General features: G+C 37.0%; 9 protein-coding genes. 3 read left to right on the forward strand and 6 right to left on the reverse strand.

Features of this window, described 5'->3' with window-relative positions:
- Positions 1-69: 69 nt before the first annotated feature.
- The 6 genes from DRF57_RS22430 to DRF57_RS22455 form a co-directional block, all read right to left on the reverse strand.
- Positions 70-2,415: a phosphocholine-specific phospholipase C gene (locus tag DRF57_RS22430; RefSeq protein WP_115920960.1), complete on the reverse strand. Its 2,346-nt coding sequence runs from the start codon at positions 2,413-2,415 to the stop codon at positions 70-72.
- Positions 2,416-2,496: 81 nt separating this feature from the next.
- Entirely contained in the window at positions 2,497-4,029 is a 1,533-nt protein-coding gene (locus DRF57_RS22435; RefSeq protein WP_115920962.1) for a SusD/RagB family nutrient-binding outer membrane lipoprotein, read from the reverse strand.
- A gap of 17 nt (positions 4,030-4,046) precedes the next feature.
- The gene (locus tag DRF57_RS22440; RefSeq protein ID WP_115920964.1) at positions 4,047-7,205 is read right to left on the reverse strand and encodes a SusC/RagA family TonB-linked outer membrane protein; all 3,159 of its coding nucleotides are present in this window, start codon (positions 7,203-7,205) and stop codon (positions 4,047-4,049) included.
- A gap of 190 nt (positions 7,206-7,395) precedes the next feature.
- A complete protein-coding gene (locus DRF57_RS22445; protein ID WP_052188599.1) occupies positions 7,396-9,000 on the reverse strand; it encodes an autotransporter assembly complex protein TamA in 1,605 nt (534 codons plus the stop codon).
- Between the two features lie 155 nt (positions 9,001-9,155).
- Positions 9,156-9,944: an SDR family oxidoreductase gene (locus DRF57_RS22450; protein ID WP_115920966.1), complete on the reverse strand. Its 789-nt coding sequence runs from the start codon at positions 9,942-9,944 to the stop codon at positions 9,156-9,158.
- Entirely contained in the window at positions 9,945-10,328 is a 384-nt protein-coding gene (locus DRF57_RS22455; RefSeq protein WP_115920967.1) for a helix-turn-helix domain-containing protein, read from the reverse strand.
- A 166-nt stretch (positions 10,329-10,494) separates the two neighbouring features.
- On the opposite strand from DRF57_RS22455, the gene DRF57_RS22460 reads away from it, so the two are divergent.
- From DRF57_RS22460 to DRF57_RS22470, 3 genes are all read left to right on the forward strand, one after another.
- Positions 10,495-12,138, forward strand: a complete 1,644-nt coding sequence (locus DRF57_RS22460; protein ID WP_115920969.1) for a T9SS type A sorting domain-containing protein — start codon at positions 10,495-10,497, stop codon at positions 12,136-12,138.
- A 5-nt stretch (positions 12,139-12,143) separates the two neighbouring features.
- Entirely contained in the window at positions 12,144-15,401 is a 3,258-nt protein-coding gene (locus DRF57_RS22465; protein ID WP_115920971.1) for a hypothetical protein, read from the forward strand.
- Positions 15,402-15,409: 8 nt separating this feature from the next.
- Positions 15,410-17,283, forward strand: a 1,874-nt coding sequence (locus DRF57_RS22470; RefSeq protein WP_241508043.1) for a DUF6443 domain-containing protein, incomplete at its 3' end; no start/stop codon positions are given.

The raw sequence follows: 17,283 nt of genomic DNA on the forward strand, positions 1-17,283 counted from the left end.
TGTGAGGCGTAATATGAAAAAAATCCTGTACGTTTTGTACAGGATTTTTGTGAAATTATTGAGAATATTTTAAGCCCAATGGGGATCTGAGATCGAAACTTTTCCGGTTTCTGTTCTTCCTGCAAAATGCCAGCTATAATCTTCCATGGTTACTTTTAGATCATACCAGCCTTTGTTTTTACTGAGATCAATCAGTATTTTTTCTTCAGGTTGATGCAGGGATATAGTTTTCTTGTTTTTCTCATACAGGTCTTCTAAATGTATCGAAATATTTCTTTTTTGATTATTTCTGAAAATCAGCTCTACCTGGTTCTTGGGAGTATGATTGATGAGCATAACCTCTATTTCCGGGTTGGAATTTCCTTTAAATTTTCTGAAAAATCCATTAGGACCGAAAACTTCATAATCATAGATAGCAGCACGTACAGGGTGCGATAACTCCTGTTTGGCATATAAAGCATATGAAAAATGATAATCTGTACTGTTGAATTGGGTTCTGTCATACAACAGCAAAGGAACACCATTGTCTTTTAAATTGGTCATTTTAATTTGCTCTCCCTCTAAATTGACATGGAAATGATAAGGAAGCGGATTTGATGGTTTCAAACCTCTTTCCTGAATCTCAAGTAAATTACGGTTAAGTTCATTTTCAGAATACCATTTCAAATCAGGAACTGGTTTGTTTTTGGCTGCATTAATGGTTTTTGCAAAATCTTTTTGATTCAGATAGTCCATTTGAGGAGCTTTTTGATTCAGATAGTTAAAAGCAGAAGTAAGATCTCCACAAACAGCTCTTCTCCAGTCACTGATATTGTCCACATGAACATCTTTCTTGAATTTTTTCTTGATAAAATTTTCAAGAAACTGCAGTACAGAAGTATGATCCGACACTTCTGAATTCACAAAACCTCCCTTTGTCCATGGCGAAGCAATGATCATAGGAACTCTATATCCCAGACCTACGGTACCTTCAATTCTTTCATGGTCCTGTAATGAGAGCTTAGACATATATTCCTGAGATTTGTCCACATATTCCACTCCTTCTTTTCCATTCATATCAACCGGTTGACTCGGATTTACGGGTGGCGCAAAAGGAAGGACGTGATCGAAATATCCGTCGTTTTCATCGTAATTAATAATGAATATGGTCTTTTTCCAGGTTTCAGGATCTTTGGTCAGAATATTTAAAACCTCAGAAATATACCATGCCCCATACCATGGAGATCCCGGATGATCGGAAAAATGTTCAGGCGCTACCAGCCATGAGACCAAGGGAAGTTTTTTCTCCTCTACATCCTTTCGGAACTGGAACAGGACATCACTTTTTGGAACGACTAATCTTTCTCCGTTTTCATCTTTTCCAATTTCCAGATTCCAGAAATCAGGATCATTAGAATTGTTGGTAAACGCTTTTTCGTGAAGATTTTTTTCCTTTTGGGAAAGTTTTGAATAATTATCAGGATGATATTTTACCTGATCTTCCTGCAATTCAGTAATGATAGCTTCAAGTCTTATTTTCTGATCGGGATTTTTTTCAATCTCTTTTTTCAGATAGCTGATGATATTGGGAATATTTTGAAAATACCCCTTTGAGAATTTAACATTAAAATTTGAAAACCATTCAATAGGATTATCTGTGAAGTTACTTAGCCATGCTTCCTGCTCCCCGGACATTCCTTTTGGCAGGCTTATTTCATTCTGATAAATCCGCCATGAAACATTTTGTTCTTCTAAAATTTCGGGAAAACTTTTCCATTTGGCTTGCCTGGCCTTATCGTAATCAATATTGTCATTATAAACATTGGCTTTTACCTTACCATTTTGCTGTTCCCTAAGAGATCCCGACCAATGGAAGAGACGGTTGGGAGTAGTTCCGGTAAGTGAAGAACAGAAATACTGATCGAATATAGTAAATGCATCGGCTAGCTGATAATAGAACGGGAGATCTTCACGGTTGTAATATCCTAAAGTAAGCGGGATGTTTTTATAATCTTTATTTCCTGAGGCTTTGAACTGAAGCCATTGGTCATATTTTCTCTTGTTTAAGGCTTTTTGTTGATCAGACCATGAATGGGGTAGGGAGCTCATCCATGTGGATTTTGTATTTTTAAGATCCAGCCTGGCAGGAGCGGCATATTTTCCGTTGTTATCCTTTTGAAAAAAAACAGACTGTCCGTCCTGTTTTACAAAAGCCCTTTGATCTAAAAATCCCCTTACTCCTTTAAGAGCACCAAAAGCATGATCAAAAGAACGGTTTTCCTGCATCAGGATGACAATATGTTCTGCATCATAAAAAGTAGACAGTGCCGCCGGTTCAATGGCTAAAGCTTTTAAGATAGAAGGATGAAGAACGCTTGAAGTTCCTAATCCGGCCAATAAAAGGCTCGATTTTTCTAAAAATTCTCTTCTGTTCATGTTCAATCGTAATAAGAAAGAAACCGCAAGTTAATAGGATTTTCCTGCGATTTCTTGTTGAATATAAAAATAATTAAAATCTTACTGAAGCCACCAAGGTTTGGAGTTAATATTATCATTTCCTCCATATTGTGCCGAAAGGGCAGACTTTAGATTAGAACTGTTGTAATTGTACTCAGACTGTGGATATCTGAACCTGAATGGAGCAGGAACTCCGGTCTTCAGAGGGTAATTTGGATAACCTGTTCTCAGATAATCATAATACGAGGTCCATTGTGCCTGGTGGAACATGGTCATGTATTTTTGAGTGACAATTCTTTCCAGCTGATTTTGTAGAGGAGCTGCATCATCGTAAACTACCAATGGAGTTGCCAAATACTGATTCACATTGAACCCTGCAAAATACTGGGTAGGATTTTTTACATAGGTCTGGTAAAAACTGAAACTTGCTTTAATGGCATTGTCATAATGTGTTTTTGCCGATCCGGAAATCCAGCCTCTTGCTGTAGCTTCGGCCAGAATAAACTCCTGTTCAGAGTAGCTTAAAACTGATGATGGTTCATTGGTAGGATCCTTATAAAAACGGTCATTTACCTTAGAAATATTTTTTGCTGTGATTAATGCTGCATTATCAGAATAAGAAGAGGTAGGATCTCCTCCGTTATATCCTGTGAAATCAGTAATTGCTTTTCCTGCTTCTTTTGCACCGGTAGTCTGAGCTGCGAATGTAAACAAACGTGGGTCCTGTCTGGTCTTGAACATATTGATAAAATAATCAGCCATGTATAAACTAGATCCGTAACCACTGTTGTTAAACATAGTGTACAGGCTGTCCGCAGCATCTGCAAACTTAAGTTCACCATTATCGGCAATGGAGGTCATCAAAGGCTGGCTTCCTGTAATAGAAGCAAACTCTGTGGCGATATTGTAGTTTCCAACCGTGCTTTTTTTAGACATTGTGATGAGTATTTTCAGACGGAAAGCATTGATCAGCTTTTTCCACTTGGCAGCATCTCCGTTATAGACAATATCACCTTCGATCTTATCATTGGAATTGATAAGGCTGCTGGCTTCTTTCAGTTCAGATAAAATTCCGGACATTACAGCTTCCTGGCTGTCATACTTGGGCTGGGTAATTCCAAATTCTCCTTTTATAGCTTCACTGTAAGGAATACTCCCAACTTTTAAACTTAAAGTAAAGAAATAATAGGCCCTGTAGAACTTACCGATGGCCACATAATTTTTATTGTTGATTTTTTCAGCTTCCTGCATCATTTTTACCGTGTTCAAAAGCCCTTTTGTATAGACTTCGAAAGAGGTATCATTCCATTTCATATACTGGTAGGTGTTCTCGCCATCCGTTCCGATCATCATTCGGGAAGCATACATATTATCACCGTTTATCTGAAAAGCATCTTTTGAAACATAGGTCAGAAGTACTTTGGGATCTACGCTAGCCTTATCATTTGGATTCTCATTGATCGTATCAAGACTGGATTCACATGATACTAATGCCAGAGCTCCGGCAATAAGCAGCGATTTTAGAGTGAACCATTTCGCAGTGTTACCATTTTGCGATGCAGTTTTAGTGATACCATTTATATTATTTTTCATTGTATTCTGTACTTTAATTAAAATTTAAGATTAAATCCGATTCCAAACCATCTGCTTGAAGGATCCTGGATATCATTACTGATGTCACCTTCTCTGCCTGTTTTGATCTGGAAGTCAGGATCGGAATAAAGGTTTTTAGATTTTTTCCACATCGCCAGATTATAAGCCGAAATGTTTGCGGTAAAGCTTTTGATTACTCCGTTCGGATTGAGTAACGATGAAAAATCATACTCCAGAACGACAGATCTTAGCTTGATAAAAGTTCTGTCAAAGACATTGGCAAATACATCACTTTCATCCTGGGTAACTCTTGCCTGATAAGGGTAATTTTGTGCCCAATCCTGGAAACTGATTGCTTTGGTATGAGGGGTGTAAAGTCCTGTAGTTGGATTATAATTCACTCCGTCCGGAACGAAGTAGTAAGTTCCCGGGTTGGCATATTCCTGATCTCTGTAAGCAGTAGAGTTAGGATGTTTTCCTCCCCACCACATTTTTTCCACTACCTGAGATCTCATTATCCCACCAATACTTCCGTCGATTCCAATATTTAAGGATATCTTTTTATATTTAAAGTTGTTATTAAATCCGAAAGTCCAGTCCGGGTTGAAGTGCCCTAAGTTGCTCGGTGCATTTGCTCTCGTTGGCATACCTGATTTTGCATCAAGGATAACTTTCCCGTCCGGAGATTTTTGCCAGGTATAATCATAGTAGCTGTCCATTCTTTCGCCAAGCTTGATATTGTTGTAGTTGGGCATATTATCATAAATGGAAGTCAGCTTTTGTTCATAAGTACTCCAGTTGATCAGTGATTTCCAAGTGAAATCCTTGGTTTTTACCGGAACTAATCCTAATGAAATTTCAAGTCCTTTTGTTGTATATTCATTCCCGTTGACATACTGAGAGGTAAAACCTGATGACTGGGCACTTGGGAACTTAAGGATATTATTATAATCCAGAGTTCTGAAATACGTGACATCCAAGCTAACCCTGTTTTTGAACAACCCTGCGCTTACTCCCAATTCATAAGACTTGGTTTGTTCAGGCTTTAAAGAGTTTTCAATATTAAGAATAGTAGGGTAATAAAAGGTGGGATTTCCATTAAAGGTAATTCCTTCGTTATTTGCATAATAGTTTCTGGTAGAATAAGGTTTAAAGTCATACGCTACTTTTGCCCATGATGCGGAAAGCTTTAAGAGATTAATCGCTTCAGGCATTTTGACAAGGTTGGAAATGACAGCACTAACGGAAGCTGACGGATAGAAATAAGATCTGTTAGCCTTAGGCAGCGTAGAAGACCAGTCATTACGCCCGGAAATATTGATGAAAAAGGCGTTATATAACCCGATATCAATGGTTGAATAGGCACTGTAAATCAGTTTTTCTTTAAGATAGGAGTAATATTTTATAGCCCCAATAGAGTTGTCAAGCGTATACAGTTCCGGAACTTTCAGTCCATCGGTAGATTTATTGTCTATATTATTTTTATAGTAAAATGTAGAACCTCCGGCATTGATGGTAAAATCAAAGTTTTCAGATATCTTTTTCTTATAAGTAGCCAATACATCATAGTTGAGGTTCCATGTTTTGGAATCATTAAGGATATACCCTCCACTTCTTGGAGCATCATAATTGAAATAAGAATAAGGACTTAATTTTTCCTGTTTATTGTGGTTTTCAACAATAGATATCTTACCTTTTACGGAGAAATCTTTTGTAGCCTTATATTCCAGACCGGCCTGAGCATTGATGATATTGGTTCTGTTCTTATTCTTATAATATTCAGCTCCGAACCATGGGTTATTGTACCATGCATAATTCCAGTTTGCCTGTGAAGTACCTTCTTTTCCAGGAACCCACATATGATTTTTCAGTGCATTTCCGTCAACATCACCACCCATCCAGATCAGAATGGTATACATATGTCCGCTTGGATTGTAGTCATAATTGGGGGTACTCGGCGTAAAGGTCTGGTTGAAATTAAATTTTGTATTGAAGATCAGCTTTTCCCCTAAGTGATTTTCCGAAGAAAAATTCACACCGTAACGCTGCAGATAAGAGTTGGGAACCCGGTCATCATAATTCATGAAATTCCCCGAAAGTCTGTATATATCCTGATTGTTTTTATAGCTTATAGAGAAGTTGTTATTGTTGATAACTGCCGGCTTCAGAAATGTATTTAAATTATCATGGTACTTCCAGTCGATGGGAACTCTTTCATATCTTGATTTATCATTGTACTGGGTTCCTGTCACGGCTCCATACCAAGGGACAATCTGCCCTGTTACTTTATCTCTTATAGGGCTGTTCCATTGTGCGATTTGAAGTCCGGGAGTGAATTTTGGACCCCAGATCATATCTCCGTCATTCACACCACCATCTGCTCCATCCCAGAATTCATACTTTCCATGGGATCCGTTTCCGTATTCAGTTTGGGTTTTCGGAAGATTGGTAAAGCCTCCGGTAATCATGGTGTTTTGTGAGAATTCTACAGAAAAGCCTTTCTTTTTAGTACTTTTAGTGGTAATAAGAACAGCTCCATACCTTCCTCTGGAACCATATAATGCAGATGCGGTAGCTCCCTTCAGAACGTTGATGTTTTCAATATTGTTTGGATCCAGGTTTTGAAAAACTTCTTTTTCTACAATTACCCCGTCAATCACAAAAACCAGATTGGAGTTTCCTCTTAAAGTAAAATCCGGAGCCTGCTGCATTCCGGTAGGATTGGATACATTAAGACCGGCTACCTGACCGGAAAATAAATTTCCTATACTTGGTGTAGTAACCGTTTCAAACTGTTTGGTGCCTACTTCCTGAGTAGAATACCCAATCTTTTCCTTCTTCTTTGCAATCCCCAAAGCTGTGATAACAACACCTTCAAGTTGTTTTTCATTTACTTTTTTCAGGGTCACCGCATACTGTTTTTTTGAAGAAACTTCTATAGTGTATAAAGAAAAGTCCGGAGCATAAAATTCAAGAATATCTTTGGGATTAGCCGAGATGGTGAAATTACCAAGATCATCGGTTTTTGCCGTCTTACCGGTGTTTTTGTCAGTGATATTGACTCCGGAAACACTTGTTCCGTTTTCAGATTTTACATTTCCTGAAATATTAATTTCCTGAGCTGTAAAGTAAAGAGGAAGCAGAGAAATTGCAAAAGTAGCTAAAGTCTTCTTCATTTTTTTGAAGGCAAATATACCCTGACATTATTACCAGTATTTTAATATTATGTTAAATTAAAAATACGATTTTAATATTTTTTAACAATAATAATTAATAAAATGGTAAAATAAGAAGCAATATTTAGAAGATATTTTTCACTTTATTTTATTTATTAAAGAGTTCCGAAAACGAAGGAAAAAGGAATTTTTAGAATCTGCTCAGGATTCCCCAGTGAATTTTAATATCGTTGAACTTAAAGGGATTTCCAAATTCATTACCATTGGAAAGCTGGAAACTCATCAGTCCTATCGGGATAAAGAAATTAAAACCAAGCCCGACACTATAGAGTTTGGGCTTTACATTCAGTGATTTATTGTTGAGCTGTCCGTACTGTCCGAAGAGGTCGAAAAATGCCTGATTACCAATTAAGTACCGGTATTCTAAACCTCCATAATAGAAATAATCTGCTGCAAGGGAGTTCTCATTGAAACCCCGCATGGAATTCCAGCCTCCAAAACGGAATAATTCATTGGTGGAAAATTCCATTTTAGAATCCATCATCCGGCCTTCACCTTTTATATTAAGAAAATGATTTCCGGAAATATGGTAATTGTGCTCCCCATAAAAGTAGAACTGGTTTTGGGTCGCTTTGATGTTATCTTTTGTATAGGTTGTTGTTAAAAAATCATATCCTGCACTGATCTTTGTTTTATAAAGGAAAAGATCAATGTCAGTAGGCTCTGTCATCTCATACCAGATTCCTATCCCTCTTTTGTTATAATCCTTTCCCTGGGTATATAAAGAATCGATAATACTTGAAGTTTCTAAAGTTCCACGCAGACCGACTTTATTCCGGTTATTGAGGTGGTAATAAAAGGCAGGAAGGAATTTAACATTGGCAAAAGTAGAATCCTGTCTGTAAATATTCACCTTTGTATTCAGTCCGATATTGGATTTGAAAAGATAAGGAATATCAACCTGGAGGTCAAAAGTCTGCCCTCTATCCGGGTTTCTCTGCCAGTATAAGCTAATAGCTTCAAAACCATTGAACATATTTCTGAAGTTCACATTCATGGTTCCGTTTAAGGTAAACTTATTTGTTTTATCATTTCCAAAACCTATTACCCCGTCGAAAGTATTGGTTTTTTTCTTTTCCAGAAACAGGTAAATATTCGTAGAATCTTTGGTGAATAAAGTCTGAGGTTGGCGTTCTAATGTCACAAAGGGATGGCTCTGAAAACTTTTGTTGACAGCTATAAGGTTTTTATCGTCATAGGTTTTTCCCTTAAATTCTTTTTCCAGATTTTTAATAAATCTTTTCGGAACCCTTTCATAACCTTTGACTACAAATCCGTCAATCGTTCTTTTATCATTTTTATTGATATCCAGTTCTATAACGGGAAATCCATTTTTTTTGCCTTTGTATTTTGATTTAATCCTGCTGAAGGAATAACCGTCATCAATATATTTTTTGTTGATGCTTTTTTTGGTCGAATCTAAATTTTTGGTGAAGAAATCTTTCTGAACCTTTAGCTTCTGAACGATAGAATCGGAGAGGTCAACATAAGTTTCGTTATAGTTCTTGCCTTTGTCGAAAAAAATTTCAGTGCTGTCTCCTTTTATTTTTACCTCTTTCAGCTGCGTGAAGAAATAATTGTTCTGTGCCAGTGAATCCAGAAACTTTACAGCAGATGCCGAGTCTTTGACCTTTTTCTTAACCTTTGTTTCCGTGTCAATAAGCCAATAATGCTTTTTCTGCGCTTGGATAAAAACGCAGAACAGTACAAAAAATATTTTCAGAAATAACTTCAATTTTAGCTGGGCTTACATCATTAAGAATTATCTTGAGGTACAGACAGTCACTCTGACTTTAGTAAATTAACAGGATAAGCGAAACTTATCCTCATTCTTAACAACTCAATATACCTTAATCGTTTAAAATATAAATAACTTTTTAATAACTGAAACTAGTCCAGTTTATTATATTTCTTCATTAAATTCTCATAAACTCCCTGGGGAAGAATCCATTTCAACGGAACTCCAATTTTCTGCCCGAATTTACCAAAATAATAATGAGCTTTCCATTTATTTTTTCCTAAAAGCTTTTCTATATATTCTGCAACTTCCACAGGTTCTGTTCCATCATTGACATGAGAATTCATTAAAGCATATACCTTATCGAATACAGTTGCATAAGGTTCTGAAACCTGAGCCATCACCCTGTTCTCCGCAATATTGGTTTTGATATCACCCAAATGGAGAGAACAAACATCAATATTCCATGGATAAACTTCATACCTCATCGCTTCAGTTACTTTATCCAATGCCGATTTTGATGCTGAATAAAAACCACGGAAAGGAAGTCCCATTTCACTTCCGATACTGGAAACATTAATGATTTTTCCAAATTGATGCTCACGCATTTTCGGAAGAACAGCGCTCATCATCTGAACAGGGCCTGCCAGATTCAGACTGAATAATTTTAAAATATCCTCTTTGGTAGAATCTTCCACCGCGCCTACCATTCCCATTCCTGCATTATTGATCAGAACATCGATTCTTGTTTCTGATTTTAAAACTTCTGTAATAGCATTCTGAACAGCTGTATTATCGGTAACATCCGTTGGAATAGACTTGAAGTATTGACTTTCCGTATGTTTTCGGCTTAAACCATATACTTTGTTCCCTTTTTTACCAAAATATTCGGCCAATGCAAAACCAATTCCTGACGATGTTCCTGTGATGATAATGGTCATTTAATCTTTGTATTTCTTTAATTCAGCTTCTAGTTGCTTCACTTTTTCTTTCAATTCAGTGATGCGCTCTTCATAGAGTTCTATTACTTTTTCTGAAAGATGGTTGATTGTGATGTGAGTGTCTTGATGAGTATTGGTCTGTACAGCAGAAGCATTGTCCTGATTCGTATTGATGTTGTTATCCGAATTGATAAGTAGATCTTCAACTTTCATATCAAGTTCTTTGCACAGTTTTTCGATGTGATTTACCCAAGAATTTGTCTCTCCACCTTCTATTCTACTGTAGGCAGAGCGTGAAATTTGCAATTTTTCAGCCATTTCTTCTTGTGAAAAGCCCTTGTTTTCCCGTAGTCTTCTTATCTTATTACCTATCTGTGTATTCATAGTGGATTGTATTTTCAGCAAATGTAAAAAGAAAAATGAACTCTGTAATGAATAATATCCGAAAATAGATCAACGATTCCCGAAAATAGGGTATGGTATTGTGGTATAAATCACTATTTTTGGAAATAAAAATTATTTTTATCTTCACCAAATTAAAAAAACAAATATGAAAAAACTCTACATGAGTGCATTTACCATATGCACAGTCTTAGGGCTATCAGCCCAGGAAGTCATCTGGCAGAAAGATATTAAATCAAATACGCAGGATTTTCTAAGCCAGGTGACCACCACTATTGATAGGCAATACCTGATCACAGGAAGCAGCATTCAGGCTACAAGCCAGTCGGAAGCTGTCAAGGGCCAAAAGCAAAACAACGGTTACTCTTTTCATTTAATAAAACTTGACCAGGAAGGGAATCGGATATGGGAAAAATATTTTTCCGGAAATAACCATGACTACCTCTCTTCTACTGTAGCAACCGAAGAGGGAGGGTTTTTGCTTGCTGGTACCTCCTATTCAAACAAGGGTTTGGATAAGAAAGATGAATCTAAGGGAGGTTCAGACATATGGCTCATCCGTATTAATGAATTTGGAGATGAGGTTTGGCAGAAAACGCTGGGAACCTCAGCAGATGAAGAGGCCAAAGCAGTCATCCAAACTACAGATTTAGGATTCTTTGTGGCCGGAAATGTACAAAACTCTCGCGAAGGTTACGGTTCAAAAGATGTCTGGATCACCAGACTGGATAAAGACGGAAAAGAATTGTCTCAGCTTATTCTGGGAGGCAGAGGCTTGGATGAAGTAGAGAAAATGATACCCACGAAAGACGGCGGAGCATTGTTAGGAATCTATTCAAGGAGTTCCGAAGTTCGGGGTTCGGGAGTTGGGAATCCTGATACTAAACCTTCGACTGAGAGACCTGCTTCCTCAATAGCCATTAGCCAAATGCCAAAAGCCAGCAGCAATTTCGGTGAAGGCGACTACTGGATTGTAAAGCTGGATAAAACTGGAAAAGTAGAATGGGAAAAGAACTTTGGCGGAAAAGGCGATGACCATATCAGAACCCTTGCTATAACTTCAAACGGTTTTATCATCGGAGGAGAATCCAGATCCGAACGATCAGGATCTAAAACAGTTGGAATAGAAGAAGGCACAGACCTTTGGTTAATCTTGCTGAATGAGAGAGGTGAAGAGATCTGGCAGAAATCCTATACTTTGGGCAATCGGGATATTTTGATGGGAATGAATGTGATACAGAGTCAAGAGCCGAGAGCCAGGAATCAAGACGTCACGCAAGGAGTGTTGATGGGCGGCTACACGCAGGCTGAAGGAAGGATAGAAAAAAATGACGAAAGTTTTTGGCTTCTCTATATTGACCAGCAAGGGATTGAAAAATGGAGGAAATATGTGAGTGGAGACTCTAGAAAAAGAGAGGAGAGACTTTCAGATTTGAAACTCAACAGGGATGGCTCCATTGTTATAGCAGGCACGAGCGCTGAAAAATTTGGTGAGGAAAATTGGAAGATTGTGAAGCTGGGAGATAAGCAAATCGATCAATTAATTGAAAAGCATGACATCAAAATCTATCCGAATCCGGTTTCAGATTATGCTTATGTAGAAATCGGCTTTAATGATTTCAAGGAAGCTGATATTTCAGTTTATGATATGAGCGGAAAGCTTTTACAGCAGATGAAAACAAAGAATAATGTTACTAAGATTAATACTCAGGCTTTGGTTCAGGGCGCTTATTTGGTGACCATAAAAACGGATAACAGTAAAACGGCGAATGCTAAATTGATTAAAAAATAACAAAAATGAAAAAAATAGTAACATTAGCAGGGATTGTTCTTTCAGGATTGATCTATACCCAGAGTAATAACCAAGATTATACTACCAATACCAATAATGCAGGAAAGCATATTCCCAAAATATCACCATCTACTCCCGAATCATTTAAATTTAGCCAGTATGGAAATATTCCCATTGGAATGTTTACAGGGTCTCCTAATATCAATATCCCCATTACAGAATTATCGGTAGATGGGGTAAGCATTCCTATTTCTTTAAATTACGCTTCAAACGGTATCAATATTGATGAAATGAACGGCTCTGTAGGTCTGGGCTGGACATTTATTTCAGGTGGAGTAATCACAAGAACAATAAGGGATAAACCAGATGAAGAAAGCAGCTATAATAGTGGTGATGTTCCGTTATTGGAAAGCCCGGCTGCACAGATGACAGAATATCTGAAATTCTGTGAAGTAGAAAATTTTGATTCTGAACCAGATTTATACACTGCCAATTTTGCTGGTAATAATGTAAAATTTCTGATTAATAAAAGTGGAAACATTTTAATGATTGATCAAAAAGATTACAAAATAAAAAGGAATGATAATGGGAACTTATTTTCAATTATTCTGGATAACGGGGTAAGATATAATTTTAATGCTGTAGAAAATATACTCAACAGAAGCCTGAATACAGGAGGACATCAGTCTCCTTTACAATACCCACAATCGTGGTATCTTACTTCGGTAGTCACAACCAACGGACAAATCATCACCCTTGAATATCAGGATGTCAACTATACCAATACTCTTTCACAGTCTCAAAGCATGACTTATACAACAGGGACACAACAAAAATACGGAGATATAGGATCAGGTCCAAATGGAGGAAATTACTGCCCAATGGTAGATTATGTATTACCGCCAAATAACATCGGTCTCATAGCAGATTCCCAACAGGAAGTATCGGGAAAACAGATTAAAAAGATATATGACTCAAACAATAACTCAATTGTTTTTACCTATTCAGCACAAAATGGAGATTATTCAAAACTGACCGGGATTAAAAAAAATCATAATGATGTAGTAATAGATGATATTACTTTTAATTATCTTAATACAAATTCTTCAAGATTATTCCTGGCCGAAATCTATAATAATAAAAACAATTCTTCACATAAATTTTCATATAATAATCCAGAGAACTTCCCTTCGAGATTGAGTTTTTCCAGAGATATGTGGGGGTATTATAATGGTAAGAGTAATAGTACTCTTATTCCTCAGATTTTCGATAGCAATAACACTTCTGCTCCACAATATAATGGAGCTGATCAAAGCATTTCGCCTAGTTTTGGGCAATACGGACTGCTAAAAACCATAATTTATCCTACTGGTGGAAATACCTTATTAAACTATGAGAATCACAAAAAGAAAGATAATGTTTTGGTTCCTGCTACTAAAGCCAATATAGGAATTTCAACTTTTAATCCTTTGGGCACATACGAAACAAAAAAAGAAACTATTGTAATTCCACAAAAGACAGGACTCGTTCAAATTGGGTTATCAAGCTATCTCTACTCATATGGTACTTGTAAAAATAGCCCTGCCTTACAGACAAATAAGCAGAAAGCCAGTTTAGAAGTATTTGATCAGATGGGGAACCTTTTAACTTTATTGGAGTACAGCTCACTGTATAATACCTATCTTCCTCTTGGAACCTCAACTGAAGCATCATTGAACACGAGTAAAAAAGTTTTTGTTAATGTTAATAAAAATCAGCCTGTTAAGATAGTTTTGACAGCATTATTTGCTTGTGCAGATGCATATGCTTCAACAACTTACTATAATAAGGACGATGAGTATGTTTTGCAGGATGTATTATTAGGAGGATACAGAGTTTCTTCAACTGTTGATGCTCCCTCTGACGGGCTTCCCATTACAAGAAAATATAACTATATAAATGATAATGGAGAATATTCCATTCATCAGACACGAGAGCCTTTATTTAAGGAAAACAGAACCGCTGGTTCTGTATGCGTAGGAGGAGCTTTGACATCAGTAGCACCTATTATTCTAAATTATACAGCGATAACTTCATCAAATATCGGAAGATTATTTTCTTTTAATCCTAATATATTTTATGACACTGTCGAAGAGAAAATAGAAGGAAAAGGTAAAACAATTCATTATTTTAGCTCAAATACAGATTATTGGGGAAATCCAATTAAGGGGAGTTCAATTATATCAGCTCCGTGGACTAATTCAGGATGGGACAATGGAAAAGAGATCCTGACAGTTTATAAAGACAATGCCAATACAATTCTTAAAAAGTTTGAATATAACTTCTCAGAAGATACCTCAAAGACATCTTATATGGGAGCAATTACAAGACGAAAAATATTTGAACCTGTTCTAAACGACGGAACGTGGAATAATTTCGAAAATTTAGATGCGGTATATTATAAAAACATCAGCCGTTTTACTTACTTAAAATCCAAAAAAATTACAGATTATTTAAATGGAGTTCCAGTAAAAACGGAAACCCAGTATTTCTATAATAATCCTAATCATTATCAGTTAACTTCATCCAAGACTCAATTTCCGGATAATTCTATTACGGAAACCTCTTACAGCTATGCCCATGAAAAAGGAAATCAGCTCATGGTTTCAAAAAACATGATTGGTATTCCTTTGGAAACGACAACAACTTTGAGCATAGAGAACAATACTAAAACATTGGATAAGACAGAAACGCTGTATCCTGCTTCATTACCGACTTCCCCAACGGGAAACCTGGTATTGCCCCTATCGGTTATATCGTATGATCAGTTGAATAACACCTCATCTACCGATATAACGTATAACAAATATGATGATAAAGGGAATATTCTGCAATACACTGAAAAGGATGGTACTCCAGTGAGTATAGTCTGGGGATATAATAAAACTAAGCCAATTGCAGAGGTCGTTGGAGCGACCTATAGTCAGGTTGAAAGCTTTATCTCTGAAATTGTAGCCAAGTCGAATGAAGATGCTGCTGATCCAACAAAAGAAGCAGCTTTACTTGTAGCACTTGAAAATTTCAAACCGGTAGGTATGGTCACAAAATATACTTACGATCCTTTGGTGGGGGTAACTCATATTATCCCACCATCCGGTATCAGAGAGCAATATATCTATGATACTGGAAACAGGCTCAAAGAAGTAAAAGTCAGGGAAAAAGACGCTTCAGGAAATTATATCATGAGAACCGTTAAGCAATTTACGTTTAACTATAAACCTTAACACCAATTATGAAAAAGCAATTTATTAAAAAGTTATTGGCAATAACAGGTTTATTGTCTATATCTACCATATCAATCTATTCACAAACCCAAACAGAAAACTATATCCAGTCAAAAACCTGTCTCAATGGGGATTGTACGCAAAAATCAGAAATGATTACTTATTTTGACGGATTGGGAAGAGCCAAGCAGATCATCAATGTAAAAGCCACCACAACGGGAAAAGACCTCGTTACGCCCATTACTTATGATATATTCGGCAGGCAAACCAAAGATATACTGCCGGTTCCCATAGCTACACAAAATTCATCCATCCATTCAGGAGTAACAGATGAAAATACAGCTAATTCTTATTATGGAGTAAGCAATGCCTATTCAGAAAAGCAGTTGGAAAACTCACCTTTAGACAGGGTGCTCCAACAAGGACAGGCAGGCGATGTTTGGAAGTTGGGATCAGGACATACTACAAAGTACAAATATGAAAGCAACGCCGGAAATGAAGTAAAACAGTTTGTAACAAGCACATCCATCAATACGGGAGGGAGTGTTTCAAATACAGTTACTTCTATAGCTTTGGCAACTGGCAGTGGTTTTCATAATGCGGGCACACTGTATAAAAATACGGTAACCGATGAAGATGGAAACCCTGTGACTCAGTTTGAAAATGCGCGTGGGCAGACATTACTTATAAGGAGGAATGATGGATCACAGAATATAGATACCTACTATGTTTACAATGAGTATAATCAGAAGGCATTTGTAATTCCTTCCAAAGCAGTACAGCAAATTGAACAAAATAATAATGTGATCAGCCAGTCGATTCTGGATGAGCTATGCTATCAGTATCGTTATGACGGAAAGGACAGGGAGGTTGAAAAAAAGCTCCCGGGAAAAGGTTGGGAATATACAGTCTATGATAAAGCTGGCAGGCCCATTCTTTCACAGGACATTAACTTACGTGCCCAGGGTAAATGGATGATTACAAAATACGATCAGTTGGGCAGGGTGGCCTATACTGGATTATTAACAGGGGCAGAAGAAAGGATAGTGTACCAATATATGATCAATAATATGATTATTACTGAAACACCCACTACCTCCGGATTTAATAAGAATGGGATCATGGTTTATTATACGGATAATTATTTTACAGGGGCAATGTCTGCAGTATTAACGGTCAATTATTACGATAGCTATCCAAGGGATACGAAAGAATTTCCGCCTTCCAAAATTCTTGATCAATTTGTAATTAATGCCGACGCTACTTCTAATGGTGGGGTCTCCACTTCCGGTATGCCCACTGCTTCCTATGTAAAGAATATTGAGGACGACAACTGGACCAAAACGTACTTTTATTACGATACAAAGGGAAGAAAAGTTGGCGAAAAGAGCTGGAACCATCTTGGTGGATATACCAAAAAAGATTTTAAGATTGATTTTTCCGGTATGGTGGAAGAAAGCTACACCTGGCACCTTAAAAGTCCTTTAGACACGGAAGTAAAAATCAAGGAAAGGTTTGTATATGATAATCAGAAAAGAATTATCAAACAATATCACCAGGTGAATACCAACCCGGAAGAATTGCTGGTAGAAAATGCTTATAATGAGATCGGGCAGCTTGTTAATAAAAAGACAGGCAATACTACAGGAACTCCATTACAGTCTGTAGATCTTTCTTACAATATCAGGGGTTGGCTTACCAAGGTCAACGATCCTTCCAGCTTAAATGGAAAACTCTTCGCCTATGAAATCAAATACCAAAATCCCACCTATTCCAATATTTCTGCAGGAAAATATAATGGAAATATTTCAGAGATCGACTGGGCAAGTGCGGATGATGGAAAATTCAGAAGATACAATTATCAGTATGACGGATTGGATAG

The organism is Chryseobacterium rhizosphaerae, assembly GCF_003385455.1.
GTDB lineage: Bacteria > Bacteroidota > Bacteroidia > Flavobacteriales > Weeksellaceae > Chryseobacterium > Chryseobacterium rhizosphaerae.

Bases quoted from the DNA above. Each gene is read 5' to 3' on its own strand.
- DRF57_RS22430 (WP_115920960.1), bottom strand. From the start codon at position 2,415: ATGAACAGAAGAGAATTTTTAGAAAAATCGAGCCTTTTATTGGCCGGA.
- DRF57_RS22435 (WP_115920962.1), bottom strand. From the start codon at position 4,029: ATGAAAAATAATATAAATGGTATCACTAAAACTGCATCGCAAAATGGT.
- DRF57_RS22440 (WP_115920964.1), bottom strand. From the start codon at position 7,205: ATGAAGAAGACTTTAGCTACTTTTGCAATTTCTCTGCTTCCTCTTTAC.
- DRF57_RS22450 (WP_115920966.1), bottom strand. From the start codon at position 9,944: ATGACCATTATCATCACAGGAACATCGTCAGGAATTGGTTTTGCATTG.
- DRF57_RS22455 (WP_115920967.1), bottom strand. From the start codon at position 10,328: ATGAATACACAGATAGGTAATAAGATAAGAAGACTACGGGAAAACAAG.
- DRF57_RS22460 (WP_115920969.1), top strand. From the start codon at position 10,495: ATGAAAAAACTCTACATGAGTGCATTTACCATATGCACAGTCTTAGGG.
- DRF57_RS22465 (WP_115920971.1), top strand. From the start codon at position 12,144: ATGAAAAAAATAGTAACATTAGCAGGGATTGTTCTTTCAGGATTGATC.